This window comes from Sphingomonas sp. Leaf25 (genome assembly GCF_001421635.1).
Lineage (GTDB): Bacteria > Pseudomonadota > Alphaproteobacteria > Sphingomonadales > Sphingomonadaceae > Sphingomonas.
This window is the reverse complement of record NZ_LMKU01000029.1, coordinates 236,823-262,985: the sequence shown is the minus strand read 5'-3', so window position 1 is coordinate 262,985 and position 26,163 is coordinate 236,823. Positions and strand designations below refer to the sequence as shown.

Genomic DNA, 26,163 nt, shown 5'->3' with positions numbered 1-26,163 from the left:
TCTGTCAGGGAGGGGTTGGGGGTNGGGGGGGGGGGGGGGGGGGGGTTGGCCGGTTGTGGAGCGCTTACGTTTCCTCTCGGGCCGACCCACCCCCAGCCCCTCCCTTGTCAGGGAGGGGAGGCGCCTGAGCCGCCGTCCGGCTGAATGTCGATCAGCCGCTAGGCCGGTTCGATGCGATACTCGATCGGCTTGAAACTGCCACCGTTCGACGCCGGAGCCGAACAGGCGGTGAGGCCAATCACCAGATCCATGCCTGCGCGGAAAGTGATCGAATCGCCCGCCTTGCTGATCGGCGGCAGGACCGAGAGCTTCCCCGTCGCGCCATCGACCGGCACGTTCATGAAGCAGTTGAACGCCACCGGTATCCGGTCGGGCACCACGCCATAGGGTTCGAGCGCCGCCGCCAGATTGCCGAAACATCCGCGATGCGGCGGCAGATCGGGATAGAAATGGTGGAAGGTGTCATAGGAACACGGCGTCAGCAGGAAATCATGCGTGCCGACCGTGTCGGCGACGATCTCCAGCATCACCCGGCTGCGATTGGAATAGAGCGCATGGCCGGTCGTCAGCCGGATCGTCTCGGCATAATCGAGCGTCCGCCCTGAAGAGATCACCTCGTCCAGATCATCGGCGTTGAACGCCAGCAGGTCGGCGACCTGTTCCCCCTTCTGATCGATCACCACCAGCGTCTCGCCTTTCGCCAGCCGGAAGGCGGTGCCCGACCGTTCGGGGATGGTCGTCGTCACTTGGCCTCCCCCGAATAGTGGAACGGGCAGGCCCAGCGGTCATCGACCACGCGCCCGCTATATTGCCGCGCCTCGCTGGCGGCACCATGCCGTTCGAGCATCGGGTTGCGGCTGCCCGCCAGCGCCTCGTCGCGCACGAGAATCTTCTCGCGCATCGTCTCGTACTTGCCCTCGGCGCGCAGCCGTTCGAACTGGTCGTGCAGGTTGAAGACCAATGTCGGCCGCTCGAACCGGCGCGCCGGGCGGCTGGCATTGGGGTGCAGCCCGACGATGAAGAACGCCTCGCCGCCGAAGCTCAGCGAGAAATGCGGATTGTCGGGATCGGTGCTGACCCGCGTGTCATATTCCTGCCCGCGCCACACATCCTTGTCCGACAGCGACTGGACCCGCTGCCACAGGGCACGCTCGAACGCATTTTCGCTCAGGTCGTCCGGCCCCTCGAAGATCACCGCGAAGCTGCGGTACATCGCCCGGTCGCGGCGATAGGCCTCGGCAAGCCGCATCAGCGCATCGTGAATGCGGACATCGTCCCACGCACTGTCGATCCGCGAGCAGACGAGCACGTCGAGCGTGCCCTTCGCCATCGCCGATTTCGCCCCGACGCAGGGAAAGACGCGGTCGTCGACATGGGCGAACAACATCGCCTGCAGGCGATCCTGCGCTTCGTGCTTCCAGTTGAACATCGCGGAGGTCCCGGCCCGGTTGTTGGACGAACACTACGTTTCGCTGCCGTTCCCGGTTCCAAGTCGTTGACGACCCGTCACTAAATGGTAACAGTCGGGGTCGTGAACAAACGGCTGCTCCTCGACGATTTCCTGCCCTATCGCCTGTCGATCGCGTCGAACCGCGTATCCGACGCGGTGGCCTCCACCTATCGCGCGCTGTTCGGGCTGCGCATCCCCGAATGGCGGCTGGTGACGGTGATCGCCGAACATGACGGCATCACCCAGCAGGCGCTGTGCGTGGCGACCCGGATGGACAAGGTGACGGTCAGCCGCGCGGCGATCGCGCTGGTCGATCGCGGCCTCGTCGACCGCCATGCCAATGCCGGCGACCAGCGCTCGCACCTTCTTGTGCTGACCGAGGCGGGGCGGACGCTCTACGAAGAGGTCGCACCGCGCGCGTTGACGATCGAGCGCGACCTGTTCGCCGGCTTCACGCCGCAGGAGATCGAGGTGCTGCGCGACATGCTGGCGCGGATTCAGGACGCGGCCGACGTGCTGGAGGAACGCACCGCCGCCGCTCAATAGGCGCCCCGCCTGGGCTTCAACTGGCGCTTGCTCGGCAGCGTGTCGGCCAGCCGCGCGCCGCGATGGCCCATCGGCCGGGGATGGCCGACGGTCGAATCGATCGCGGTCTGGCGTTCGGCCTCGGCATTGATCTCCGCGCCGATCAGGATCGCGAGGCTGGAGACGAACAGCCACATCAGCAGCACGACGACCGCGCCCAGCGCGCCATAGGTCGCGTTGTAATTGGCGAAGTTGGCAGCATAGACCCCGAAGCCGACCGTCGCCAGCAACCACAGGATCGTGGCGGCAACCGACCCGACCGACAGCCAGCGCCACTGTGCCCGCGTTCGGTCCGGCCCGTAGCGATAGGCAAAGGCGATGCCCGCGCTGGTGATCGCGCCCGCCACGCCCCAGGTGACGATCTGGATCATCACCGCGCCCGCCGTGCCGAGGAACGCGACCGCGCTCTGCAACCATGTCAACACGCCGGCCGACACGATGCCGACGATGACCGCGAAAATCGCCGCCAGCGTAATCATCGCCGACAATAGCGTGGTGGTGACGATGCTGCGTTCGTCCTCCTCTTCGTAAATCACGTTCAGCGCCTGGATGATCGCGCTCGCCGCGCGCATCGCGCCATAGACGGCGAGCAGCAGCGCGATGACGAGGCCGAGGCCCGCCTGCCGCGACGCGGTGGTGACGACCGCGATCAACTGGTCGGAGATCAGCCGCGCGGCATCGGCCGGCACCAGTTCGAAGATCGTCTGCATGTGCCGCGCGACCGTGGCGGTATCGGCGACGAGGCCATAGGTCATCACGATCGCGCCGAGCATCGGCACGATCGACAGGAACGCATAAAAGGCGACTCCCGCCGCCATCAGCGTCAGATTGTGATAGCCGACCATGGTGTAGACGCGCGTCAATATCGCCTTCCACGCCGCCCATGGATGCGCCCATGGATGGGTCGATCCACTCCCCGGAATCGTGGCCGGATCGATTTGCGTCGTGCTTTCCGTCACATCAGTCCCCTTCGCCGACATGCAACGCCCGCACCGCAAAACGGATGCAAGTGGGTAGAAATGAACCAAATCCGCCGAACGCGCGTTTGGGGTCGCAAGGGGGGTTGTGCGCTGCAACCCAAGGTTGAACGACACGGGGATAGCAGTTGGCGGAAATTCGCGCGCGCACGGTCGCTATCCTGCTGGCAGGAACGATGATTCCTTGCGGAGTCATGGCGCAGACGGCTTCGTCGGCACCGACCGACCGTCCGCAAACCACCATGCCACCTGCCAACAACGACGATGGCCCGATCGTTCCCGATGCCGAATTCGATGCGGCGCTGCCCAGCCTGTCGGGCGACATCAACGCCCCGCTGGAACCGATCGCCGGGTTCGAGGCATCCGCCGCGCCAAAGCCCGCGACGACGACCACCGCCACGGCACAGGCCGTGCCCGCGCCGGTCCGCCCGACCGTGCCGGCGACGGAAAACGCCGTCGTGCCCGAAACCCTGCCCGATGCGATACTGCCCGAGGCGGCCGAACTGGCGCAGCCGCTGCCGCCGCTTAACACCTTCGACGTGACCCCGGTCGAGGTCGCGGGCGTCGATGACAAGCGTGCGGTCGAAATCCGCTACGACACCGTCGTCAAGGGCCTCGACGCGATCGGGGGGACGGCGCAGTTCCGCGCGCTCTCCTCGCTGGAGGAAGGCGACGGCAAGGCCGCGAACGCGACGATGGTGCAGGCGCGCGCCAAGGAAGACGAATCGCTCGCGCTGCGCATCCTGCGCGCCAAGGGATATTACGACGGCACCGTCAGCTCAATGATCGAACAGCCGCAGGGCGGACGCATCCGCGCGGTCGTGACCGCGCTGCCGGGCAAGCTCTACACCCTGTCGTCGATCCGCATCGATACCCAGCCGACGGTGCCGCCGAACCTCGTCGACCGCGAACTGCCGCTGAAGGTCGGCGATCCGATCGACGCCGAACGAATCCAGGCGGCCGAGGCGAACGTCAGCCTGAAGCTGCCGCAACAGGGCTATCCGTTCGTGCAGGTCGGGCAGCGCGACATCCTGCTCGACGATGCGACGGTGACGGGTGGCTACACCCTACCGGTCGATACCGGGCCGCGCTCGTCGTTCGGCACCTATTCCACCACCGGCAAGCTGGCGTTCGATGCCGAGCATGTCGGCGTGCTGGCGCGTTTCCGGCAGGGCGAGCTGTACGACAATCGCAAGGTCGACGATCTGCGCGCCGCGCTGGTCGCGACGGGGCTGTTCTCCAGCGTCTCGGTCGAACCGCAGCGCACCGGACAGGTCGCCGCCGACGGGACCGAGGCGGTCAATCTGCTCGTCCGGCAGGACGCCGGCCCGGCGCGCACGCTGGCGGGCGAGGCGGGATATGGCACCGGACAGGGGCTCCGGGTCGAGGGATCATGGACCCACCGCAACCTGTTCCCGCCCGAAGGCGCACTGATCGTGCGCGGCGTGGCGGGCACGCAGGAACAGGGGGCGGGCGTCACCTTCCGCCGATCGAACGCCGGACGGCGCGACCGCACCTTCCAGATTCTCGCCAACGCCAGCCGCAGCAATTACGATGCGTTCGAGGCGTTCACCGGCACGCTCGGCATCCGCTGGTCGTATGACTCGACGCCGATCTGGCAGAAGCGCTTCACCTATGCCTATGGCGCCGAACTGATCGGCACCAACGAGGACACCTACGACTTCACCGTCGGCGAGCGTCGCCGCCGCACCTATGGCATCGCCGCGCTGCCGCTGTTCGCCGGGTTCGACACGTCGGACAATCTGCTGAACCCGACCAAGGGCTTCCGCGTAAAGCTGAACGTCAGCCCCGAAGGATCGGTGTCCGACGGCGTGCGCCCGTACGGCCGCTTCATGGTCGAGGGCACCGGCTATTATCCGATCGGGCAGAGCATCGTCATCGCCGGGCGCGCCCGTGCCGGATCGATCCAGGGGATCGACCGCGACGACCTTGCGCCCTCGCGGCGCTATTATGCCGGTGGCGGCGGATCGGTGCGCGGCTTCGGTTTCCAGGAACTGGGTCCGCGCACGCCCGAGGTGGACGAGGACGGCAACACCCTCGCCCGGCCGATCGGCGGGCGCAGCCTCAACGAATTCGCGATCGAGGCGCGCTACCGCTTCGGCAACTTCGGCATCGTGCCGTTCCTCGATGCGGGGCAGGTGTACGAAGGTTCGCTGCCCGATGCCTCGGACCTGCGCTTCGGCGCGGGGATCGGCGGCCGCTTCTACACCAACTTCGGGCCGATGCGGGTCGATGTAGCGACGCCGATCGCCCGGCGTCCCGGTGAGTCCAAAATCGCACTCTATATCTCGATCGGGCAGGCATTCTGATGGCCGAGGATTTCGCAGCCCCCGCGACCGGGACCGTCGTCGTGCGCAAGCAGCCGCTGTGGGTCCGCATCCTGAAATGGATCGGCATCGCCATCGCCGTGCTGTTCGTGGCGGTGGTCGCGTTGATCTTCGCGCTCAATACCGGACCGGGGCGGGGCTTCGTCGTCCGCCAGCTCGACGGGTACACCACCGCATCGGGGCTGAAGGTCAATATCGGCCGGATCGACGGGTCGCTCTACGGCGCGCTGACCCTCCATGACCTGCGCCTGTCCGATACGCGCGGCGTCTTCGCCTATTCGCCGCAGGTCGCGCTCGACTGGCGGCCGTTCGCCTTCACCAACGGCCATGTCGACGTGCGCAGCCTGACCAGTCCGCTGGTGCGCTATGCACGCAACCCGGTGTTGAAGGATACCCCGCCGGGCGATCCCAACGCGCCGCTGCTGCCCGATTACGACATCGACGTGAACCGCCTGCGCGTCGACCGGATTGAGGTCGGCCCGGCCGTCACCGGCCAGCGCCATATCGCCCGGATCGACGGTGCGGTGCATATCGCCGATCGCCGTGCGCAGGTGTCCGCCAACGCGCTGACCATTGCCGCGCCGGGCTTGGGCGGCGGCGACAGCGTTATGCTGAAACTCGACGCGGTGCCCGACGACGACAAATTCGATGTCGATGCGCGCGTAACCGGCCCGGCGAACGGCATGATCGCCGGCATGGCGGGCCTCGCCCAGCCGATCGCCGCCACGATCGACGGCCGGGGTAGCTGGACCAATTGGCAGGGGCGTCTCGCCGGCACGCTCGGCGGGCGGCCGCTCGCCGATCTGGCGATCACCGGCCGCAACGGCAGCTTCACCGTGCGCGGATCGACCCAGCCGGGCCTGATCCTGCAGGGACCGGTCGAACGGCTGACGTCGCCGCGCCTCGACGTCGCGATCGACGCGACGCTCGCGGACCGCAAGGCCGATACCCGTATCCAGCTTCGCTCCAGCGCGCTGGCGGTCAACGCCGCCGGCATCCTCGATCTCGCGAACAGCCGCTTCGGCAATTTCCGCACCGAGGCGATGTTGCTGACGCCGGGCGCGATCGCCCCCAACCTCAATGGCCGCTCGGTCCGTGCAGCGGTGGTCCTCGACGGCGGCTTCGGCACGCCGACCGTGGACTACAAGATCCAGGCGGCGGCGTTGGGCTTCGGCGAGATGGCCGTCGAGCAACTGTACGCCGAAGGGCGCGCGACCGTCGATGCCGACCGCATCCTGATCCCGATCAAGGCGCGTGCCAAACGGATCACCGGGCTGAACGCCGCCGTCGGCGGGCTCGTCACCAATGTTTCGATCAACGGCGATCTGGCGATCAACGGCGATCAGGTGCTGTCCGACAATCTGCGCATCCGTTCCGACCGGATCGATGCGACCGTGATCGTCGCCGCGAACCTGTCGACCGGGCGCTATACCGGCGCGATCAAGGGGCGGGTCAACGACTACGAAGTCGCCAGCATCGGCATCCTCAACCTGTCGACCGACGCGAACCTCTATGCCGCGCCGAATGGCGGTTTCGGCATCAAGGGGCGGGTGGTCGCGCAGACCACGCGGCTGTTCAACGAAGGCGTGCGCGATTTCCTTGGCGGCAATGTGTCGACCACGCGGGTCGATGTCGGCGTTGATCCGAACGGGATCGTCACCTTTTCCAACCTGCGGATGAACGCGCCGCAGTTTCGCATCCTGAACGGGTCGGGCCGCTATGATCCGGCCGGGCCGCTGCTGGTCAACGCGCAGGCGGTGTCGACCCAGTACGGTCCGCTGACCGCGCAGGTGACGGGCAGCGTCGCCGCACCGCAAATCCTGTTGCGCGCGGCCCGGCCCGGCGTCGGCATCGGCCTCGTCAACCTCGAAGCCCGGGTACGTGGCCAAGGCGACCGCTATGCGATCCAGGCGACCGGCGGCACCGACTATGGTCCGTTCCGCGCCGACGTGCTCGTCTCGACCGCGCCGCGTCTCGTCGCCGATATTCGCTCGGCGACCTTCGCCGGCATGAACATCGACGGCCGGGTCGAGGCGACGAATGCCGGGCCGTTCGCCGGCCGGGTCAATTTCGCCGGATCGGGCGTGGCGGGCGTTGCACGTTTGTCCGCGCAGGGCCGTTACCAGCGCGCCGACGTGAACGCGCGCGCCTATAACGCGGTCATTCCCGGCGACATGGGGCTGCGCATCGGCCGGGCGATCGTCACCGCCAGCGCGGTGCTCTATGACCAGCCCGAGATCGTCGCCGACGCGCAGGTCGCCAACCTGTCGATGGGCGACTTCGTCCTCGAACGCAGCCGCGCCAAGGTGAATTATCGCGGCGGCAACGGACTGGCGCAGATCTTCGCCGAAGGATCGTCGGGCGTGCCGTTCCGCGTCGCCGCCAATGCCCGGTTGCAGCCGAACGAATATCTCGTCGCGTTGCAGGGCGTTGCCAACAACATCCCGTTCCGCACGATCAACCCGGCGCGGATCACCCCTGCGACCGGCGGCTATCGCCTTTACCCGACGCGGATCGATTTCGCGCAAGGTTCGATCCGTGCGGCGGGCGTCTATGGCAATGGCATGTCGATCCAGACCCGGCTCGACCGGCTCGACCTCGGCATCGTCAACGCCTTCGTTCCCGGCACCGGGATCGGCGGCACCGCCACCGGCAGCCTCGATTTTGCGCAGGCCGCCGATCAGAGCTTCCCGCGCGCCGATGCCCGGCTGACCATCCGCAATTTCCAGCGGACCAGCCTCGCCTCGGTCTCCGAACCGGTCGACATCGTGTTCGCCGGCGACCTGCGGCCCGAAGGCGGCAGTGGCCGGGCGCTGATCCAGCGCGGCACGACCACGGTCGGGCGGATGGTCGCCAACCTGCGGCCGTTGCCGCCGGGCAGCGGATCATGGGTCACGCGGATGCTGGCGGCGCCGCTGTCGGGCGGTATCCGCTACAACGGGCCGGCGGGCGTGCTGTTCTCGTTCGCGGGGCTGGCCGACCAGCAACTGACCGGCGCGATCGGCATCGCCGCTGATTTCGGCGGGCGGGTGCAGGCACCGCAACTGACCGGCGTGGTCCGCGCCAATACGCTGACCTATGAGAATGAGACGCTCGGCACGCGGCTGACCAACCTCGGCATCAACGGCCGCTTCACCAATGACCGGTTCGAACTGGTGCAGTTGCGCGCCACGGCGGGCGAGGGCACCGTCGCGGCGCAGGGGACGGTCGGGCTGGCGGCGAACAGCGGCTTCCCGGTCGATATTCGCGCGCAGTTGCGCAATGCCCAACTGGCGCGCAGCGACGCGCTGGGCGCATCGGCCACCGGCGACGTCCGTATCCAGAACGGGGCGGACGGCGGGCTGATCTCGGGCGATCTCGTCATCCCCGAGGCGCGCTATCAGATCATCCGCCAGGGCGCGGCCGAAGTCCCCGAGCTGACCGGGGTGCGCCGCAAGAGCGACGCTACCCGCGCGGCGCAACCGCCCAGACAGGCCGCCGCCTCGGCCGGGCTGTTCCGCCTGGCGCTGCGTGTCCGTGCCGACAATCGGCTGTTCGTATCGGGCATGGGCCTCGAATCCGAATGGGAGGCCGATCTGCGGATCGCCGGCACCTCGGCCGCGCCGACGATCAACGGGCAGTTGCGCCTCGTGCGTGGCACCTATTCGTTCGCCGGCAAGCGGTTCGAGGTCGAACGCGGCAACATCCGCTTCGAAGGGTCGGACTTCACCAACCCGGTGATCGACATCTCCGCCACCACCACCGCCGAAGGCGTGACCGCCGTCATCAACGTGACGGGTACGGCGCAGGCACCGCAGATCGCCTTCACCTCGACGCCGGCACTCGCGCAGGACGAGGTGCTGTCGCGGCTGCTCTTCGGCAGTTCGGTGACGAACCTGTCGGCGACCGAGGCGATCCAGCTCGCCGCCGCGCTCAATTCGCTGCGCGGATCGGGCGGGGGCGGGTTGAACCCGCTCGGCAAGCTGCGCTCGGCGACCGGGTTCGATCGCCTGCGCGTGCTGGGCGGCGACGAGGCGACCGGGCGGGGCACCAGCCTTGCGGCGGGCAAATATCTGACCGACGACATCTATATCGAGATCATCACCGACGCGCGCGGCTTCACCGCCACGCAGATTCAGATCGCGCTGACAAAGACGCTGTCGGTGCTGTCGCAGACCGGATCATTCGGCGGATCGAATGCGTCGGTACGCTATAGCCGGGACTACTAAGCTTGAGCCGGTCCCCCGGTTGAGGGCATAGCGGCGGCGCAAGGAGAGGCGGCTGCTATGCCCGACGAGTTCGACGTGATCGTAGTGGGGGCAGGGCTGTCGGGGATCGGCGCGGCGCACCATCTGCAACGGCTGTGCCCCGATCGCAGCTTCGCGGTGCTGGAGGGGCGCGGGGCGCTGGGCGGTACGTGGGACCTGTTCCGCTATCCCGGCGTGCGCTCGGATTCGGACATGTTCACGCTCGGCTACGGCTTTCGGCCATGGGCGGAGGAGAAGGCGATCGCCGATGGCGCGACCATCCGCGACTATATCGCCGACACCGCGCGCGAGAGCGGGATCGATTCGCACATCCGCTATCACCACCGCATGGTCCATGCCGCATGGTCGAGCGCCGACGCCCGCTGGACGCTGACGATCGAGCGGACCGATACCGGTGGAACGACGACGCTGTCGTGCGGCTTCCTGTATCTGTGCACCGGCTATTACGACTATGCGCAGGGTTATCGCCCGACCTTTGCCGGGGAGGGTGATTTCGCCGGGCGGATCGTCCATCCGCAATTCTGGCCCGCCGACCTCGACTATACGGGCAAGCAGGTGGTGGTGATCGGCAGCGGCGCGACGGCGGTGACATTGGTCCCGGCGATGACCGACCGCGCGGCGAAGGTCACGATGCTGCAACGCTCGCCAAGCTATGTGCTGACCACCCCCGCGCGCGATCCGTTGCTGGGCGTCCTGCGCCGGGTGCTGCCGTGGCGCGCCGCATACGGCATCGCCCGCTGGCTGCGGATCGGCATCAGCCAGTATTTCTACGTCCGCTCGCGCCGCAAGCCCGAGGCGGTCCGCCGCTGGCTGCTGAAACAGGTCCACGCCGCGCTGCCGCCGGGCTATGACGTCGCGAAGCATTTCTCACCCAGCTATGATCCGTGGGACCAACGGCTGTGCATTGTCCCCGACGGCGACCTGTTCCGGGTGATCCGTGAGGGGCACGCCGAGGTCGCGACCGGTCATGTCGACCGTTTCACCGCTACCGGCATCCGCCTGACCGACGGCACCCACCTTCCCGCCGATGTGGTCGTCACCGCTACCGGGCTCGAACTGCAACTCTTCGGCGCGGCGACGTTGTCGATCGACGGGCGGCCGGTCGATCCGAGCAAGGCGATGAACTACAAGGGGATGATGTTCAGCGACCTGCCGAACCTCGCCTATGCGTTCGGCTATACCAACGCCTCGTGGACGCTGCGCGCCGACCTGACCGCCGCTTATGTCTGCCGCCTGCTCAACACGATGAAGGCACGGGGTGTAGTACAGGCGACGCCACGTATCGCCGACACCGATCTGACCGAGGAACCGCTGCTCGACTTCACCTCCAGCTATGTGAAGCGCGGTATCGACCGGTTGCCGCGACAAGGGTCGAAGGCGCCGTGGCGCGTCCGGCAAAGCTATCTGCGCGACCGGATCACGATGCGTTTCGGCGACGTGACCGAGCAGATGGAGTTTCGGTAGCGTCCCCTTGCTCCCCTCCCNGGGGGGGGGGAGGGGGTGGGTAGGGTTGGGGCGGGTGCTGTCGTTCCCTCGCGAACCGACCCACCCCCAACCCCTCCCTGGTCAGGGAGGGGAGTTGCTCAGTCCCGAAGCAAGACCTCTGCCGCCGCCACCCCGGTCGCATACGCCCCATGCGCGGTCGAAAAGTCGGTCGGCGACACCGCCTCCCCCGCGATCAGGATATGGTCGTGCCGCCGCTCGCCCAGCACCGCGCGCGCATTCGCTTGGCCGGGCCGCGCATGGCTGTATGATCCGCCGAAATGGCTCGCCCGGCCCCACGCCGATCCGGCGATCAGCACCATCCGGTCGACCAGCCTTGCCCCGAGCAACGCCGCCAACTCCGCCTTCGCGAAGGCTGCCGCGCCGTCCAGCCCCTCGCGCTCCAGCGCCCGCGCGCTGCTGCCGCCGACGAAACATTCGACGACCGGTCGCCCGAACGGGCAGAGATAATAGCTGCCTGTCGCCGCACGGTGCGGATTGCCGAGCAGATGACCCTCCGCCGCCAGCCCGTGATCGTCGAGCAGCGCGAAGAACAGCTTGTCCGCCAGTCCCAATGGCAGATGGCTCGCGGCATGGAGGCTCGGGTCGAAACACCCCGGCAGCGCGATCCCGCCACCCGACAGCACAGCGGTCGATACGGTGATGATCGCCGCACCCGCTTTCACGCTGCCGCGCGGCGTGACGATCGCGACGCCGTCCGCGCGTTCCTCGATGCCCCGGACCGGTGTGCCAAGGTACAGCGGCACCGGCGGCAGGCTGGCGGCGACTAGCCTGCCATAGCCATCGGGCAACCGCCAGTCGTCGTCGGTCGCGGCATCGTCATAGGCAAGGTAATCGGCCACCGAGAGCGAGGCGAGATCGGCCCCGTTCACATAGCCCGACATCGCATCGAGGAAGCCGTTCCATGGCCCGGCGGGGTCCAGCGCGTCGGCGGCGCGGTCGCTCGCCGGTGGATCATGCCGCAACCGTGCCTCGAACGCGGCGCGCGCGGCATTCGCCGCCTGCCGCTCGACCGGGGAGAAACCGAGGTCGCGGTACTGCTGTCCCCAGCTCGGACGGCTGCGATCGATCGCAAACCCGGCGTCCCCGGCGATGGCGACCCATGGATTGCGCTTTGCCGAATGGAGATAGCCGCAGCCGAGATCGAGCGCCATGCCGTCGATCGTGACGCTATGCGCCCGCCCGCCGACGCGGTCGCCCGCTTCGAACACCGCGACCGATCGCCCGGCGGCATGGCAAGCGCGCGCGGCGCCGATCCCGGCGGCACCGGCTCCGATGATAGCGACGTCGATCATAAGCGCGGGTCCTGTCGTGACGGACCGCTACAGTGCGCCAGCCGTTGCCGGGTTCCGCTCAGATGATCCGTAGTTCGCGTGCATTCGCCAGCGCGCCGACCATCGCGCCGTACAGCGGCTTGGGCGCGAACCGGTCGTCATAGGGGCAGCCACGGTTGATGACCGCATCGGTCCGCGGCTCGAACGTGCGCAGCCAGCTATAGCGGTCGCTCATCCCCCATGCGAGGACATCGCGCAGTTGCGGGTAGGACAGCATGATGTCGAGATAGGCGCGCGCGAAATCGGCGACCCCCTTGTCGCGCGGGGCGATCGCGGCGGGCAGGCCCTTGTCGCGCACGTCGAATTCGGTGACGATCAGGCGATACCCCATCGCCACCACCGCATCGAGGAAGCGGCGCCATTCGGGCTCCAGCCGCCGCGCCAGCGCGCCGGCATCGGGGGTCGGCGCGAACAGCCCGATGTGCGACTGCACCCCCAGCGTATCGACCGGCACGCCGCGCCGGCGGAACCCTTCGAGCAGTTTGAGCACGCCGGCGCGGTGCTTTTCGTTGCCGTCCTCCCAGCTCATATAGTCGTTGTAGACCAGCTCGGCATGCGGCGCGGCGGCGCGAGCGGTGCGGAACGCATGGTCGAGCACCGCCTCGGTCCCGCCCATCGCGCTCGACAGCGACGTGACGCGAAGGGCTCCGGTATCGGGATCGACCGCTTCGTTCACCACGTCATAGCTGGTGATCTTGCGGCCATAGCGGCGGGTGACGGTGTCGATATGGCGGGACAGCACCCGCGCGCCCTCGCTCGCCGGCCGCGCGCCGTAATCGTAGTTGTTGAGCCACGCCGGAAACCAGCGCGAATAGGCCCACAGCAGCGTATGCCCGCGCAAGGCGAAGCCGTTGGCCACCGCCCAGTCGACCATCGGGTCGAACCGGCTGAAATCGAACCGGTCGGGGGCAGGACGGATCGCCTGCCACTTCATCTCGTTCTCGGGCACGAGCACGCTGCAGTCGCGGCGCAGCAGCGCGGCATAGGCCGGGTTGGCGAACGAGGCGCGATCCGCGCCCGCTGTGCCGAAGGCGAACGCCGATCCGAAGCGCCGCCCGCGCGACGCGGCGGCGGCCTTTAACGTGTCGGCGGGTGCGGCGAGGGCAGGGGTAGCAGAGGCGGCGAGCAGCGCGACGCCCCCCGCCAGCGCCTGACGACGATCGATCATGGTCATGCGGTGACTTGCCTTGCATCGACGGGGGTGTAGCGGGGAACGATCAGGTGGATCACGCCGACCGCGACCAGATAGGCACAGGCCGCGACTAGGAAGATCGGCTGATAGCTGCCGACCGTTTCGAGGATCATGCCGGCGAACTTCGCCATCAACATGCCGCCGACCGCGCCGGCAAGTCCGCCGATCCCGATCACCGATCCCGCCATCCAGCGTGGGAACAGGTCGCCGGGCAGGGCATAGAGGTTGGCCGAAAACCCCTGATGCCCGGCACAGGCGAGGCCGATCAGGCCGACCGCGATCCACATGCTGGGCGCATGGGTCGCAAAGGCGATCGGCACTGCGCACAGCGCCGCGCAGACCATCGCCGTCTTGCGCCCCCGCCCGATCGACATGCCCCGCCCGATCAACCGGGTGCTGAGCCATCCGCCCGCCACCGATCCGACATCGGCGAGCAGATAGACCGCGATCAGCGGCGGCCCGAACTGCTTCATCGACAGGTTGAACGATTTGGCGAAATAATCGGGCAGCCAGAACAGGAAGGTCCACCACACCGGATCGATCAGGAACCGCCCGGCGATATAGGCCCAGGTCTGGCGGATGCGGAACATCCGGCTCCACGGTACGGCCCGCTGCGGCTCGACCGGATCGGCCTCGATCCACGCCAGTTCCTCTGGGCTGAGCGACGCCTTTTCGCGCGGCCGGCGATAGAAGCCGAACCACGCCGCCAGCCACACCAGCGACAGCGCGCCGGTGATCCAGAACGCGGCGCGCCACCCAAGATCGAGCGTCACGACGATGAACGGCACCAGCAGCGGCGTCAGCAGCGCGCCGACGTTCGACCCCGCGTTGAAAATGCCGATCGCCAGCGCCCGCTCGCGCTTGGGAAACCATTCGTTGGTCGCGGCGATCGCGGCGGGGAAGGTGCCCGCCTCACCCGCCGCCAGCGGCATCCGCGCGAGGATCATGCCGCTGGTCGAGGTAAAGGCGGTGTGCAGCACATGGCCGACCGTCCACACGATCATCGCCAGCGCATAGCCGGCCTTCGCCCCCACCTTGTCGACGATCCGCCCGGCGACGACATAGGCGAGGCCATAGGCAAGCTGGAAATAGAAGGCGAGATCGGCATAGCCCGTTTCCGACCAGCCATAGGTCTGCGCCAGATCGGGTTTGAGCACCGCCAGCACCAGCCGGTCGACATAGGACAGCACGACCGCGAAGAAGAGCAGCGCACACACGATCCAGCGCACCCGGCCGGCCGGCTTGGCCAGCGGCGGCAGCGAGGAGGCCGGCGATTCGGGCGGATTCGGGGACATGCGCTCTCCTGTTGCCCACGTTCTTCGACGTGGTAGCGCTACCATGACCGCCATGCTATGCCGATGTCAACGCCGTCGGTCAGACGGGACGAGAAAGAGGATGCGGCATGGTGAAATGGATCGGGCTGGTCGCGCTGGCGGGTATGTTATGGAGCGCGCCCGCGTGCGCCGAGGATGGCTATGACCTGTGGCTGCGCTATCGTGCGTCGCCCGCCACGACCGCGCAGGCTGCCGTAGCGACCGGCGTGGTGCGCGACGAACGCGATCCGACGATCGATCTCGCCGCCGCCGAACTGGTGCGCGGATTGTCGGGGCTGACCGGGCGCAGCGTCGGCGAATCGGCGATCGGTGACGGCAGCGTGGTGATCGGCACGCCGCGTTCGCAGCGCATCGCCGCGCTGCGCCTGCCGCTCGAAGGGCTGGGGCGCGAGGGCTATGTGCTGCGCTCGGCAACCATCGACGGCCGGCGGGTGACGGTGGTCGCCGCCAACGCGCCGGTCGGCGTGCTGTACGGCAGCTTCCGGTTGCTGCGCACGCTCCAGACCGGGGCGTCGATCGCCGCGCTGAACGTGCGCGACCGGCCGAAACTCGATTTGCGCCTCCTCAACCACTGGGACAATCCCGATCGCTATGTCGAGCGCGGCTATGCCGGGCGGTCGCTGTGGGACTGGCAGAAACTGCCCGGCTTCGCCGATCCGCGCTACACCGAATACGCCCGCGCCAACGCCTCGGTCGGGATCAACGGCACCGTCCTAAACAACGTCAACGCCAGCGCCGACATGCTGACCCCGGCGTTCCTGCCGAAGATCGAGACGCTCGCCGGCATCTTCCGCCCATGGGGGATCAGGGTCTATCTGTCGGCGCGCTTCTCCGCCCCGATCGAGGTCGGCGGGCTCAAGTCCGCCGACCCGCTCGACCCGCAGGTGGCGGCATGGTGGAAGGCGAAGGCCGACGAAATCTACGCCCGCATCCCCGATTTCGGCGGCTTTCTGGTCAAGGCCAATTCGGAAGGCCAGCCGGGCCCCGGCGACTATCACCGCAGCCATGCCGAGGGGGCGAACATGCTCGCCGCCGCGCTCAAGCCGCACGGCGGCGTCGTGATGTGGCGTGCGTTCGTCTATGCCAGCGAAAAGCCCGAGGACCGCGTCCGCCAGGCGTACAGCGAGTTCGAACCGCTCGACGGCAGGTTCGCCGACAACGTCATCGTGCAGGTCAAGAACGGCGCGATCGATTTCCAGCCGCGCGAACCCTTCCACCAGCTCTTCGGCGCGATGCCGCGTACGCCGCTGATGATGGAAGTGCAGATCACCAAGGAATATCTCGGCTTCGCCACCCATCTCGCCTATCTCGGCACGATGTGGGAGGAGGTGCTGAAGAGCGACACCTACCGCCGGCGGAGCGGCACGACCGTCGCTGACGTGCTCGAACGCCCGGTGCGGCCCGGCGCGCCGACCGGCATCGCCGGGGTGGCGAACATCGGCACCGATCGCAACTGGTCGGGATCGCAGTTCGATCAGGCCAACTGGTACGCCTTCGGCCGGTTGGCGTGGGATCCGCAGGGGTCGGCCGGCGAGATCGCACGCGACTGGGCGGCAATGACGTGGAGCCCCGATCCGGCGGTCGTCGCTCCCGTCACCGCGATGATGTTGCGTTCGCGCGAGGCGGTGGTCGATTACATGATGCCGCTCGGCCTCAACCATCTCTTCGCGACCGGCCATCATTATGGCCCGGGGCCATGGGTGAACGATCTGGCGCGCGAGGACTGGAACCCGACCTATTTCCACAAGGCCGACCGGAACGGCATCGGCTTCGACCGGACCCGCACCGGCAGCGACGCGGTGTCGCAATATGCCCCGGCGCTGGCGCGGACTTGGGGCGATCCGAAGCGGGTTCCCGAAAAGCTGCTGCTGTGGTTCCATCACGTGTCGTGGGACCGGCGGATGGAATCGGGCCGCACGCTGTGGGAGGAACTGGTGGCGCACTACGATCATGGCGTGGCCGAGGTCGCGGCGATGCAGGAACAATGGGCCGCGCTGGAGGGCAAGGTCGATCCGCAGCGCTTCGCCGAAGTCACGCAGTTCCTCGCCATCCAGCGCGGCGAGGCACAGTGGTGGCGCGACGCCTCCATCGCCTATTTCGCCGAGGTGTCGGGCCGGCCGCTCCCCGCCGGCACCGTGCCGCCGCCGCAGCCGCTCGCCTATTACAAGGCGATCCGCACCCCCTATGCGCCGGGCAACGGCAAATGACCTTCGCGCTCGATCCTGCCGCCGCGCCGCGTACCGCGCGGATCGGGACCGAGCGTGAGCCGCTGCTGCTGATCGACGGCGCGCTGCTCGATCCGCAGCGGCTGGTCGAGATCGCCGCCGCCGGCAGCTTCGCTCCGGCCTATGGCCCGGCAGGCGGCTATCCCGGCATCCGAGCGCCGATGCCGAGCGCCTATGCCGATACCGTGGTCCGCGCGCTCGACCCGCTGTTGCGCGATGCCTTTGCATTGGGCGACGTCCGGCTCGGGCGTGCCGAATGTTCGTTCTCGATCGTGACCCGCCCCGCCGCCGACCTCGTCCCCACGCAGCGCGCGCCGCATGTCGACACGGTCGATCCGCTCCAGTTCGCCATCCTCCATTATCTGTGCGATCCGGCGCATGGCGGCACCGCCTTCTATCGTCACCGCGCGACCGGGTATGAAACGCTGACCGCCGATCGCCTGCCGCAGTATGAAGCGGTGCGGGCAGGGGAGGCGGACCCACCCGGCTATATCGACGGCACCACCCCCGCATTCGAACAGACCGCGATCGTCGCGGGCCGCTGGAACCGGCTGGTCGTCTATCGCAGCCGGGTGCTGCATTCGGGGCAGGTCCATGGGGCACTCGATCCCGACCCGCGCCGGGGGCGGCTGACCGCGAACATCTTCCTGACCTACCGCGCGAACGGGTAGCGCACGATCGCCCCGGCGCCGTCGCTGAACCCGATAATGGAGAGGTGTCGGGGCATCATGGTGCCCGGAACCGCTGGTGACCCCTACGAGAATCGAACTCGTGCTTACGCCGTGAGAGGGCGTCGTCCTAACCGCTAGACGAAGGGGCCGTGTAGCGGAGCGCGGCCTCTATGCCCGATCGCCGTTGCCGTCAAGCGGCTTGTCGGCGGGAGCAAACGCCTTTTGTCATCGATCGCCCGGGAAAAGTTGCGGAATGATATTCATCTCCGCGAAACCTTTCGCGCGTTCCGGCTTTGAAACGCCAAACTCTCCATGATCGGATCATCGCATGAGCAAGGCCGTTCCCGTCATCCTGTCGCTGATCCCGCTGGCCGCCGTCATCGGTGCCTGCGTGGCCTGCCCGTAAAGCCCCACCGCTTTCCAAATACCATAACGAAAAGGCCGCCGGGATCGCTCCCGACGGCCTTTTCCATGGATCCCGAAGGACAGGGCTGGATCAGCCCTGCTGGCCCTCGTCCGCGTCGTCGCGGGCGATGTCGCCCGGCTCGGCGTTGGGGTCATAATCCTCGGTGAAGCCGGCGTCGTCACGCTCGAACATCGATGCCATGACATCGACGCCCTGCGCCTGCATCTCGGCCTCTTCGGGCGAGCGCGCGACGTTGACCTTGACGATCGTCGTCACTTCGGGGTGCAGCGCGACCTTCACGTCGTACAGGCCGATGGCCTTGATCGGACGGTCGAGCACGACCTGCGACTTGTCGACCTTGTGGCCGTCGGCGACCAGCGCATCGACCAGATCGCGAACCGCGACCGAACCGTAGAGCTGACCGGTGTTCGACGACTGACGGATCAGCGTGACCGAAACGCCTTCCAGCGTCTTGGCTTCGGCTTCCGCGTCGGTGCGACGGGCGGCGTTGTCGGCGACGATCCGCTCGCGGTTCGCCTCGAACACCTTCTTGTTGGCTTCGTTGGCGCGCAGCGCCTTCTTGCGCGGCAGCAGGAAGTTACGGGCGAACCCGTCCTTTACCTTCACCACGTCGCCGATGGCACCGAGCTTCTCGACGCGCTCCAGCAGAATGACGTCCATGGGAGCGCTCCTTACTTAACGATGTAGGGCAGCAGGCCCAGGTGACGGGCGCGCTTGATGGCCTGGGCCAGTTCGCGCTGCTTCTTCGCGCTCACCGACGTGATGCGCGAGGGGACGATCTTGCCACGCTCGGACACGAAGCCCTGCAGCAGCCGGACATCCTTGTAGTCGATCCGGGGAGCGTCCTTCGCGGAGAAGGGGCAGCTCTTGCGGCGGCGGAAAAACGGACGTGCCATGGGTGTTCTTCCTTACGCTTCGGCGTCGGCGGGGGCCGACTGCTCGCGGTCGCGGCGCGGGCCACGGTCATCACGGTCGCGACCACCGCGACGTTCGCCACGCTCCGAACGCTCGCTCTTGCGCATCATCACGGTCGGACCTTCCTCGTGGCCGTCAACCTTGACGGTCATGAAGCGGATCACGTCTTCGTTGATCTGCGTCTGGCGCTCCAGCTCGGCCACGACGTCGCCCGGCGCGTCGATTTCGAGCATGACGTAATGCGCCTTGCGGTTCTTCGCGATGCGATAGGCGAGGCTGCGCAGGCCCCAGGTCTCGGTCTTCACGACCTTGCCGTTCATGTCCTGAACGATCTTCGTGGCGGTTTCCGCCAGCGCGTCCACCTGCGCCTGTGCCAGATCCTGGCGCGCAAGGAACACGTGCTCGTAGAGAGCCATATTCTGATCCGTCTGTTGGCCGATCGCTGACGCCGCGCCAATCGCGGTCGCCCCTCCGGCTGTCGTCTTCAAATGCAGTCCGGGGCGGCAGGTACGACCTGCCACCCCGGATGTTCATCGCCCATACCCGAATCGGGCGGGAAAGCAAGGTCAGTTCAGGATCGCGCCGCCGATCACCGCGCCGATCACCCCGCTGGCCAGCGCGACCAGCACCGCATCGTTGCCCGAACGCACCCACTGGTATCCGCGCGGCGGGGCATAGACGCCGCGCTGGCGATAGCTGCGGTAATCGATCACCCGGTAGTTGGCGGCGCGGTTGCGGTCGAACCGCTGGCCGCGCTGCCACTTGGCATAGCGTGCCGGCTGCTGGCGGACCACCGTCTTGCGGACGTTCTGGCCGTGGCGGTTCTTCTCGACCACGACCGTGCGGCCGGGGCGTTCCTTGATGACGGTGCGGCCCTGCGCCGACGCGGCCATCGGGGTGGCGAACAGCGACGCGGTCATCGCAGCAAGGATCAGTTTCTTCATCGCACAGGCTCCTGATTGCGTTTCGATGCCCCAAGAATGGCGACCGCATATCGCAGCGGTTTGTCACCTGCTGGCCCAAATGGTCGCATGCTGTCGCGGCGGCGCCCCTTGCGTTCAGCTTGGTGGCGGGACTAGGCGCGCGGGCTTGGAATTTGCAGGAGAGACGGCGATGCGGGCATTCATCTTCCCAGGGCAAGGCAGCCAGTCGGTCGGCATGGGTGCGGCGCTGGCCGCCGCCAGCCCCCATGCGCGCGAAGTGTTTCAGGAGGTCGACGACGCGCTCGGCCAGCATCTCTTCCGCCTGATGGCCGACGGCCCCGATGCCGACCTGCTGCTGACCGAAAATGCCCAGCCCGCGATCATGGCCAATGCCATCGCGACGCTGCGCGTGCTGGAGCGCGAGGGCGGCATCCGCTTGGCGGAGAAGGCGGACTTCGTCGCGGGCCATTCGCTCGGCGAATATACCGCGCTGTGCGCCGCCGGCGCGCTCGACCTGTCGACCACTGCGCGGCTGCTGAAACTGCGCGGACAGGCGATGCAGGCGGCGGTGCCGGTAGGTGAGGGGGCGATGGCCGCGCTGCTCGGCGCCGATCTCGCCAAGGCGCAGGCGCTGGCCGAAGCGGCCGCGCAGGGCGACGTCTGCACCGTCGCCAACGACAATGATCCGTCGCAGGTGGTGATTTCGGGCGCGAAGACGGCGATTGATCGCGCGGTGCCGCTGGCCAAGGAAATGGGCATCAAGCGCGCGGTGATCCTGCCGGTGTCGGCCCCGTTCCACTGCCCGCTGATGCAGCCCGCCGCCGATGCGATGGCTAAGGCGCTGGCGAAGGTGACGCTATCTGCCCCGCTGGTCCCGCTCTACGCCAACGTCACCGCCGCGCCGGTGGCAGATGCCGATACGATTCGGGGACTCTTGGTCGAACAGGTGACGGGCATGGTCCGCTGGCGCGAATCGGTGCTGGCGATGCAGGACGCGGGCGTCACCGACTTCGTCGAACTGGGCGGCAAGGTGCTCGGCACGATGGTAAAACGCATCGCCCCCGACGCCACCGCCACCAGCGTGGTGACAATGGCCGACATCGAAGCTTTGGTCGGGCGGTTGTAAGGTCGGTTCACGCGGAGGCGCGGAGACGCGGAGGAAGTATGGACCTGGAAGCGGTTTCCGGTGATGTGGTCGACGTTGCCCTGCGACTGCACCGGGAACTGGGGCCAGGGCTTCTCGAGAGCGTCTATGAAATGCTGCTTGCAGGACGGCTCGAAGCGATGGGCTACGCCGTCGTCCGGCAACAGCCGATCGACGTCGTCTTCGACGGCCTTCGTTTTGAAAAAGCATTCAAGATCGATCTGCTGGTCGCCGGACGGTTGCTGGTCGAGATAAAATCGGTCGAAAAGCTCCTACCGGTCCATGGCAAGCAGTTGCTGACCTATTTGCGCCTGACCAAACAGCCCGTAGGGCTACTCATCAATTTCGGCGGCGAAACGCTCAAGGAGGGGCTGCGCCGGATCGTCAACGACTACCGCCCCTCCGCGTCTTCGCGCCTCCGCGTGAACCAATCTTCCGGAGAATAACGATGTTCGACCTAACGGGAATGACCGCTCTCGTCACCGGTGCCAGCGGCGGCCTCGGTTCCGCCATCGCCAAGGGCCTTGCCGCGCAGGGCGCGCGCCTCGCGCTGTCCGGTTCCAACCAGGCCAAGCTCGAAGCCTTCGCCGCCACCCTTCCCGGCGATCACGTCACGCTCGTCTGCGACCTGTCCGACGGTGCGCAGGTCGACGCGCTCGTGCCGCAGGCGGTGGCCGCGCTCGGCAAGCTCGACATCCTCGTCAACAACGCCGGCGTCACCCGCGACAACCTCGCGATGCGGATGAAGGACGATGAATGGGATCAGGTGATCCGCGTCAATCTCGAAGCCGCGTTCCGCCTCTGCCGCGCCGCCGCCCGGCCGATGATGAAGGCGCGCTTCGGCCGCATCGTCTCGATCACCTCGGTCGTCGGGCAGACCGGCAATCCGGGGCAGGCCAATTACGCCGCGTCGAAGGCCGGCCTCGTCGGCATGTCCAAGGCGCTGGGGCAGGAACTCGCCAGCCGCGGCATCACCGTCAACTGCGTCGCCCCTGGTTTCATGGCCTCGGCGATGACCGACGTGCTGCCCGAGGCGCAGAAAACCGCCCTGCTGGGCAAGATTCCTGCCGGGGCGCTCGGCACGGGCGATGACGTGGCGGCCGCGGTCGCCTATCTTGCCAGCCGCGAGGCCGGGTACGTTACCGGGCAGACGATCCATGTGAACGGCGGGATGGCGATGGTATGAGCGTATTTCTGATGGTCGCGGCGATGGCGGCGGCGGGCGACGGCAATGTCGTCAAATGCGCGGTCGCCAAGATGCCGAAGCTCGAACTGGCCAAGCTCCAGCAGGGCATGATCGTCGGCGTGCTGGAGGGCAAGAAGCCCGCCCCGCCGATCGAGGCGCTGGTGAAGAAGGCGCGCGCCCATGCCGCCACCTGCCAGCCGGGCACCGGCAAGGCCGATACCCGCGCGGGCGAACTGGTCGTCACCAGCATCGCGGTCGAGGCGCTGGCCTCCGGGCTTACCGCCAACGGCGTCGATCCGGTTGCGATCAACCGCCGCCTCAGCCAGACCCCGCCCGCCGTCCTCAACGCCTTCCTCGCGCGCAAGCAGACGGCGGAGGTGGATGCGTTCATGAACGGCATGCTCGAACTGGCCGGTGCCAAAAAGGCGCAGGTGCGCGTGCAGCGGCTGATGGGCGGCTATGCGTTCAATGCCGCGACGCTGGCCCGGCTGTTCGCATCGCGCGCGGCCTGAGGGTTCGGTTGAAAACTGGCGGAGGGGCGCGCCGGTGCCGCGAAATGCGCTTCGGCGCATTTCCGGACGGACCCCGATGAAGCCGCGCCGGGTCTTGCGCGCGGCATTCGTGCGTTCTAGGGGCGTTCAGGAATACACCCCGCAGGTGAAGAGGGAATGAATATGAGCGAGACCGCCGAGCGCGTGAAGAAAATCGTCGTCGAGCATCTGGGCGTCGAAGCCGAGAAGGTCACCGAGGACGCGAGCTTCATCGACGATCTGGGCGCGGACAGCCTCGACATCGTCGAGCTGGTCATGGCGTTCGAGGAAGAATTCGGGGTCGAGATTCCCGACGATGCCGCCGAGAAGATCACGACCGTCAAGGACGCGATCACCTATATCGACGAGCACAAGGGCTGATCCGGCCGGGGCGGCCAGAAGCCGCCCCGCCGACATGCCAGAGAGTTTCACGGCCCCCCGTCCCGGCGTAAAGCCATGGGCGGGGGGTCGTTCGTATCGACGCTGAACGAAAGAGGAATGCCCATGCGCCGCGTAGTCGTGACCGGCCTCGGCCTCGTGACCCCGCTGGGTGCCGAGGTCGAGGTCGCCTGGAAGAATCTGATCGCCGGCAAATCGGGCGCGGGGCCGATCACCCATTTCGATGCGTCGAACCAGAAGTGCCGCATCGCGTGCGAAGTGAAGCCCGCCGGCCATGAATATGGCTTCGACGCAGGGCTGCGCGTCGATCACAAGATCCAGCGGCAGGTCGATCCGTTCATCGTGTTCGGCATCGACGCCGCCGGACAGGCGCTGGAAGACGCCGGCCTGACCGACATGACCGAGGAAGAGCGCTACCGCGCCGGCTGCTCGATCGGCGCCGGCATCGGCGGCCTGCCCGGCATCGCCAGCGAATCGCTGGTGTGCGAAAACAAGGGCCCGTCGCGCGTCAGCCCGCACTTCGTCCACGGCCGGCTCATCAACCTGATCTCGGGTCAGGTTTCGATCAAATACGGTCTGATGGGGCCGAACCATGCCGTCGTCACCGCCTGCTCGACCGGCGCGCATTCGATCGGCGATGCCGCGCGGATGATCGCGATGGACGATGCCGACGTGATGCTCGCCGGCGGTTCGGAAGGCGCGATCTGCCCGCTGGGCATCGCCGGCTTTGCGCAGGCGCGTGCGCTCTCGACCGCGTTCAACGACCAGCCTGAAAAAGCATCGCGCCCTTATGACCGCGACCGCGACGGCTTCGTGATGGGCGAGGGTGCCGGCGTCGTCGTGCTCGAGGAATATGAGCGCGCCAAGGCGCGTGGTGCCAAGATCTATGCCGAAGTCATCGGCTATGGCCTGTCGGGCGACGCCTATCACGTAACTGCACCGCATCCGCAGGGGTCGGGCGCGTTCCGTTCGATGGAAATGGCGATGCGCAAGTCGGGGCTGTCGCTGACCGACATCAACTATATCAACGCGCACGGCACCTCGACTCCGCTGGGCGACGAGCTGGAGCTGGGCGCGGTGCGGCGGCTGTTCGGCGATGCGATCGGCGACATCGCCATGTCGTCGACCAAGTCGGCGATCGGCCATTTGCTCGGCGGCGCAGGTGCGGTCGAGAGCATCTTCTGCATTCTCGCGATGCGCGACGGCATCGTGCCGCCGACGCTCAACCTCGACAATCCGTCGGAAAATTGCGCGGGCGTCAACCTCGTCCCCCACACCGCGCAGGAGCGCAAGGTGAAGGCGGTGCTGAACAATTCGTTCGGCTTCGGCGGCACCAACGCTTCGCTGGTGATGAAGGCGCTCTGAGCCCCATGCGCCGGATCGGTTGCCTCGGCCTGATCGTCGGACTGCTCGGGATTGCCGCGCTGTTTGTCGTGATGCAGGGCTGGGGCGGGGCCGGTCCGGCAACGCGGACGCTGACCGTCGTCATCCCCGAAGGTGCCAGCCTGACGGCGGCGGCGAGCGAGCTGGAAAAGGCCGGGGCGATCCGCTCGGCCGATCGCTTCCGCCTCTACGCCCGTTTCCTCGGCAGCGGCGATCCGATCCGCGCCGGCGAGTATCAGGTGCCCGCCGGCCTCAGCCAGTCCGACATCCTGAAACTGCTGCAAGGCGGCCGCACGCTACGCCGGTTCGTCACCGTCCCCGAAGGTTGGCCCTCGGTACTGGTGCAGGAAGCGGTCGCCAAGGCACCCCAGTTGGAGGGGCCGACCCCGCTTCCGCCCGAAGGCAGCATCCTGCCCGACAGCTATGATTATCAGCGGGGTGACACCCGCGCCGCCTATGTCGCGCGGATGCAGGCGGCGATGGACCGCTACCTCACCGCCGCATGGGCCAGCCGCAAGCCGACCACGGTCGCCAAGACCCCGCGCGAGGCGATCATCCTAGCCTCGATCGTCGAGAAGGAGACGGGCAAGCCGTCCGAACGGCGGATGGTCGCGGCGGTCTATTCCAATCGCCTCCGCATCGGCATGCCGCTTCAGGCCGACCCGACCGTCATCTACCCGATCACGAAGGGCAAGCCGCTCGGCCGACGCATCCTGCGCTCCGAACTGCTGGCGAAGAACGGCTACAACACCTATGCCTCGCGTGGGCTGCCGGTCGGGCCGATCGCCAACCCCGGCCGTGCCTCGATCGACGCGGTGCTCGATCCCGAGGACAGCAAGGCGCTGTATTTCGTGGCCGACGGCAGCGGCGGTCATGTGTTCGCGAACACGCTTGCCGAACACAATGCCAACGTCCAGAAATGGTATGCCATCCGGAGGGCGCGGGGAGAGATGTGATGCGGAGGATGGTGCTGGTTGCCGCGCTGGGCGTGGTCGCGCAGCCCGCCGTCGCCTGCACCGTCTCCAGTCCCTATCGCCCGCTAACTGCGCGTCCGGCGGGTACCCAGACCGCGCTGCTGGTCGATGTCGTGTCGCTCGACCTGCGCCGCTATCCCGCGATCGCCACGGTCCGCATCGTGCGCGGCGACAAGCCCGCCACCCGCACCATTCCCTATTGGCGCGCGATCTGCGGCGGTCGCCGCGATCCGGCGAAGGGCGAGCGGCTGGTCGTCTATCTGCGCGGCTCCGACGCGCTCGGCTGGGCGACGCCGGCCGAGGCGAAGAGGCTCGAGCGCAGTTTCGGCTGAACCCTGCTCCCCTCCCTGACAAGGGAGGGGCCGGGGGTGGGTAGGCTCGCGAGGGAACGGCTCACCTGCCACCGGCCGACCCAC

24 protein-coding genes and 1 tRNA gene are annotated in these 26,163 nt (G+C 67.5%); 14 read left to right on the top strand and 11 right to left on the bottom strand.

What is annotated here, in order from left to right; all coding sequences use genetic code 11:
• Positions 1-158 precede the first annotated feature (158 nt).
• Complete coding sequence (locus ASE78_RS12925; RefSeq protein ID WP_056497805.1) at positions 159-746, bottom strand: DUF1989 domain-containing protein; 588 nt, start codon at positions 744-746, stop codon at positions 159-161.
• Positions 743-1,429 (bottom strand): guanitoxin biosynthesis heme-dependent pre-guanitoxin N-hydroxylase GntA, encoded by a 687-nt coding sequence (gene gntA / locus ASE78_RS12920; protein ID WP_056497804.1) that lies wholly within the window; start codon positions 1,427-1,429, stop codon positions 743-745. Before gntA ends, ASE78_RS12925 begins: the two co-directional genes overlap by 4 nt.
• Positions 1,430-1,513: 84 nt before the next feature.
• On the opposite strand from gntA, the gene ASE78_RS12915 reads away from it, so the two are divergent.
• Positions 1,514-1,996, top strand: a complete 483-nt coding sequence (locus ASE78_RS12915) for a MarR family winged helix-turn-helix transcriptional regulator (protein WP_056497803.1) — start codon at positions 1,514-1,516, stop codon at positions 1,994-1,996.
• On the opposite strand, the gene ASE78_RS12910 is transcribed toward ASE78_RS12915, so the two are convergent.
• Positions 1,990-2,994 (bottom strand): YihY/virulence factor BrkB family protein, encoded by a 1,005-nt coding sequence (locus ASE78_RS12910; RefSeq protein WP_235515049.1) that lies wholly within the window; start codon positions 2,992-2,994, stop codon positions 1,990-1,992. The genes ASE78_RS12915 and ASE78_RS12910 overlap by 7 nt on opposite strands.
• A gap of 212 nt (positions 2,995-3,206) precedes the next feature.
• On the opposite strand from ASE78_RS12910, the gene ASE78_RS12905 reads away from it, so the two are divergent.
• From ASE78_RS12905 to ASE78_RS12895, 3 genes are read left to right on the top strand one after another with little or no spacing between them, the layout of a single operon-like run.
• On the top strand, positions 3,207-5,342 hold the full coding sequence (locus ASE78_RS12905; RefSeq protein ID WP_056497802.1) for an autotransporter assembly complex protein TamA: 2,136 nt from the start codon (positions 3,207-3,209) through the stop codon (positions 5,340-5,342).
• Positions 5,342-9,568, top strand: a complete 4,227-nt coding sequence (locus tag ASE78_RS12900) for a translocation/assembly module TamB domain-containing protein (protein ID WP_056497801.1) — start codon at positions 5,342-5,344, stop codon at positions 9,566-9,568. Before ASE78_RS12905 ends, ASE78_RS12900 begins: the two co-directional genes overlap by 1 nt.
• 57 nt (positions 9,569-9,625) lie before the next feature.
• Complete coding sequence (locus ASE78_RS12895; RefSeq protein WP_056497800.1) at positions 9,626-11,071, top strand: flavin-containing monooxygenase; 1,446 nt, start codon at positions 9,626-9,628, stop codon at positions 11,069-11,071.
• 119 nt (positions 11,072-11,190) lie between these two features.
• On the opposite strand, the gene ASE78_RS12890 is transcribed toward ASE78_RS12895, so the two are convergent.
• The 3 genes from ASE78_RS12890 to ASE78_RS12880 are packed head-to-tail and all read right to left on the bottom strand — an operon-like array spanning position 11,191 to position 14,931.
• Complete coding sequence (locus tag ASE78_RS12890; protein ID WP_056497799.1) at positions 11,191-12,405, bottom strand: flavin monoamine oxidase family protein; 1,215 nt, start codon at positions 12,403-12,405, stop codon at positions 11,191-11,193.
• A 58-nt stretch (positions 12,406-12,463) separates the two neighbouring features.
• Complete coding sequence (locus tag ASE78_RS12885) at positions 12,464-13,618, bottom strand: endo-1,4-beta-xylanase (protein WP_056497798.1); 1,155 nt, start codon at positions 13,616-13,618, stop codon at positions 12,464-12,466.
• Positions 13,615-14,931, bottom strand: coding sequence for an MFS transporter (locus tag ASE78_RS12880; RefSeq protein WP_056497797.1), 1,317 nt, complete (start codon positions 14,929-14,931; stop codon positions 13,615-13,617). The genes ASE78_RS12885 and ASE78_RS12880 overlap by 4 nt, the downstream gene beginning before the upstream one ends.
• A gap of 107 nt (positions 14,932-15,038) precedes the next feature.
• Between ASE78_RS12880 and ASE78_RS12875 the strand changes: the two genes are divergently transcribed.
• Positions 15,039-17,177: an alpha-glucuronidase family glycosyl hydrolase gene (locus ASE78_RS12875; RefSeq protein ID WP_200911056.1), complete on the top strand. Its 2,139-nt coding sequence runs from the start codon at positions 15,039-15,041 to the stop codon at positions 17,175-17,177.
• Complete coding sequence (locus tag ASE78_RS12870) at positions 17,174-17,866, top strand: DUF6445 family protein (RefSeq protein WP_056497796.1); 693 nt, start codon at positions 17,174-17,176, stop codon at positions 17,864-17,866. The genes ASE78_RS12875 and ASE78_RS12870 overlap by 4 nt, the downstream gene beginning before the upstream one ends.
• 74 nt (positions 17,867-17,940) lie before the next feature.
• Here ASE78_RS12870 and ASE78_RS12865 read toward each other — a convergent pair.
• From ASE78_RS12865 to ASE78_RS12845, 5 genes are all read right to left on the bottom strand, one after another.
• Positions 17,941-18,015, bottom strand: a tRNA-Glu gene (locus ASE78_RS12865).
• A gap of 347 nt (positions 18,016-18,362) precedes the next feature.
• Positions 18,363-18,953 (bottom strand): 50S ribosomal protein L9, encoded by a 591-nt coding sequence (gene rplI / locus ASE78_RS12860; protein WP_056497795.1) that lies wholly within the window; start codon positions 18,951-18,953, stop codon positions 18,363-18,365.
• An 11-nt stretch (positions 18,954-18,964) separates the two neighbouring features.
• Positions 18,965-19,189: a 30S ribosomal protein S18 gene (gene rpsR, locus ASE78_RS12855; protein WP_010543816.1), complete on the bottom strand. Its 225-nt coding sequence runs from the start codon at positions 19,187-19,189 to the stop codon at positions 18,965-18,967.
• Between the two features lie 12 nt (positions 19,190-19,201).
• Positions 19,202-19,624, bottom strand: coding sequence for a 30S ribosomal protein S6 (gene rpsF, locus ASE78_RS12850; protein WP_055759912.1), 423 nt, complete (start codon positions 19,622-19,624; stop codon positions 19,202-19,204).
• Between the two features lie 150 nt (positions 19,625-19,774).
• On the bottom strand, positions 19,775-20,152 hold the full coding sequence (locus tag ASE78_RS12845) for an RcnB family protein (RefSeq protein ID WP_055759915.1): 378 nt from the start codon (positions 20,150-20,152) through the stop codon (positions 19,775-19,777).
• A 169-nt stretch (positions 20,153-20,321) separates the two neighbouring features.
• Between ASE78_RS12845 and fabD the strand changes: the two genes are divergently transcribed.
• The 8 genes from fabD (at position 20,322) to ASE78_RS12805 (ending at position 26,079) form a co-directional block, all read left to right on the top strand.
• Complete coding sequence (gene fabD / locus ASE78_RS12840) at positions 20,322-21,257, top strand: ACP S-malonyltransferase (RefSeq protein WP_056497794.1); 936 nt, start codon at positions 20,322-20,324, stop codon at positions 21,255-21,257.
• Positions 21,258-21,295: 38 nt separating this feature from the next.
• Entirely contained in the window at positions 21,296-21,721 is a 426-nt protein-coding gene (locus tag ASE78_RS12835; protein ID WP_056497793.1) for a GxxExxY protein, read from the top strand.
• Between the two features lie 2 nt (positions 21,722-21,723).
• Positions 21,724-22,461, top strand: coding sequence for a 3-oxoacyl-[acyl-carrier-protein] reductase (fabG, locus tag ASE78_RS12830; protein WP_056497792.1), 738 nt, complete (start codon positions 21,724-21,726; stop codon positions 22,459-22,461).
• On the top strand, positions 22,458-22,973 hold the full coding sequence (locus ASE78_RS12825; protein ID WP_056497791.1) for a hypothetical protein: 516 nt from the start codon (positions 22,458-22,460) through the stop codon (positions 22,971-22,973). Before fabG ends, ASE78_RS12825 begins: the two co-directional genes overlap by 4 nt.
• 162 nt (positions 22,974-23,135) lie before the next feature.
• A complete protein-coding gene (locus ASE78_RS12820) occupies positions 23,136-23,372 on the top strand; it encodes an acyl carrier protein (protein ID WP_055760552.1) in 237 nt (78 codons plus the stop codon).
• A gap of 123 nt (positions 23,373-23,495) precedes the next feature.
• Positions 23,496-24,755, top strand: coding sequence for a beta-ketoacyl-ACP synthase II (gene fabF / locus ASE78_RS12815; RefSeq protein WP_056497790.1), 1,260 nt, complete (start codon positions 23,496-23,498; stop codon positions 24,753-24,755).
• A 5-nt stretch (positions 24,756-24,760) separates the two neighbouring features.
• Entirely contained in the window at positions 24,761-25,729 is a 969-nt protein-coding gene (gene mltG, locus ASE78_RS12810) for an endolytic transglycosylase MltG (protein ID WP_056497789.1), read from the top strand.
• Positions 25,729-26,079: a hypothetical protein gene (locus ASE78_RS12805; RefSeq protein WP_156351500.1), complete on the top strand. Its 351-nt coding sequence runs from the start codon at positions 25,729-25,731 to the stop codon at positions 26,077-26,079. Before mltG ends, ASE78_RS12805 begins: the two co-directional genes overlap by 1 nt.
• The last annotated feature ends 84 nt before the right edge of the window (positions 26,080-26,163 follow it).

Bases quoted from the DNA above. Each gene is read 5' to 3' on its own strand.
- ASE78_RS12890 (WP_056497799.1), bottom strand. From the start codon at position 12,405: ATGATCGACGTCGCTATCATCGGAGCCGGTGCCGCCGGGATCGGCGCC.
- rpsF (WP_055759912.1), bottom strand. From the start codon at position 19,624: ATGGCTCTCTACGAGCACGTGTTCCTTGCGCGCCAGGATCTGGCACAG.
- ASE78_RS12875 (WP_200911056.1), top strand. From the start codon at position 15,039: ATGGTGAAATGGATCGGGCTGGTCGCGCTGGCGGGTATGTTATGGAGC.
- ASE78_RS12905 (WP_056497802.1), top strand. From the start codon at position 3,207: ATGGCGCAGACGGCTTCGTCGGCACCGACCGACCGTCCGCAAACCACC.
- ASE78_RS12825 (WP_056497791.1), top strand. From the start codon at position 22,458: ATGAGCGTATTTCTGATGGTCGCGGCGATGGCGGCGGCGGGCGACGGC.
- fabF (WP_056497790.1), top strand. From the start codon at position 23,496: ATGCGCCGCGTAGTCGTGACCGGCCTCGGCCTCGTGACCCCGCTGGGT.
- ASE78_RS12820 (WP_055760552.1), top strand. From the start codon at position 23,136: ATGAGCGAGACCGCCGAGCGCGTGAAGAAAATCGTCGTCGAGCATCTG.
- rplI (WP_056497795.1), bottom strand. From the start codon at position 18,953: ATGGACGTCATTCTGCTGGAGCGCGTCGAGAAGCTCGGTGCCATCGGC.
- rpsR (WP_010543816.1), bottom strand. From the start codon at position 19,189: ATGGCACGTCCGTTTTTCCGCCGCCGCAAGAGCTGCCCCTTCTCCGCG.
- fabG (WP_056497792.1), top strand. From the start codon at position 21,724: ATGTTCGACCTAACGGGAATGACCGCTCTCGTCACCGGTGCCAGCGGC.
- ASE78_RS12880 (WP_056497797.1), bottom strand. From the start codon at position 14,931: ATGTCCCCGAATCCGCCCGAATCGCCGGCCTCCTCGCTGCCGCCGCTG.
- ASE78_RS12870 (WP_056497796.1), top strand. From the start codon at position 17,174: ATGACCTTCGCGCTCGATCCTGCCGCCGCGCCGCGTACCGCGCGGATC.
- fabD (WP_056497794.1), top strand. From the start codon at position 20,322: ATGCGGGCATTCATCTTCCCAGGGCAAGGCAGCCAGTCGGTCGGCATG.
- ASE78_RS12915 (WP_056497803.1), top strand. From the start codon at position 1,514: ATGGTAACAGTCGGGGTCGTGAACAAACGGCTGCTCCTCGACGATTTC.
- ASE78_RS12845 (WP_055759915.1), bottom strand. From the start codon at position 20,152: ATGAAGAAACTGATCCTTGCTGCGATGACCGCGTCGCTGTTCGCCACC.
- mltG (WP_056497789.1), top strand. From the start codon at position 24,761: ATGCGCCGGATCGGTTGCCTCGGCCTGATCGTCGGACTGCTCGGGATT.
- ASE78_RS12805 (WP_156351500.1), top strand. From the start codon at position 25,729: ATGCGGAGGATGGTGCTGGTTGCCGCGCTGGGCGTGGTCGCGCAGCCC.
- ASE78_RS12885 (WP_056497798.1), bottom strand. From the start codon at position 13,618: ATGACCATGATCGATCGTCGTCAGGCGCTGGCGGGGGGCGTCGCGCTG.
- ASE78_RS12900 (WP_056497801.1), top strand. From the start codon at position 5,342: ATGGCCGAGGATTTCGCAGCCCCCGCGACCGGGACCGTCGTCGTGCGC.
- ASE78_RS12835 (WP_056497793.1), top strand. From the start codon at position 21,296: ATGGACCTGGAAGCGGTTTCCGGTGATGTGGTCGACGTTGCCCTGCGA.
- ASE78_RS12895 (WP_056497800.1), top strand. From the start codon at position 9,626: ATGCCCGACGAGTTCGACGTGATCGTAGTGGGGGCAGGGCTGTCGGGG.
- gntA (WP_056497804.1), bottom strand. From the start codon at position 1,429: ATGTTCAACTGGAAGCACGAAGCGCAGGATCGCCTGCAGGCGATGTTG.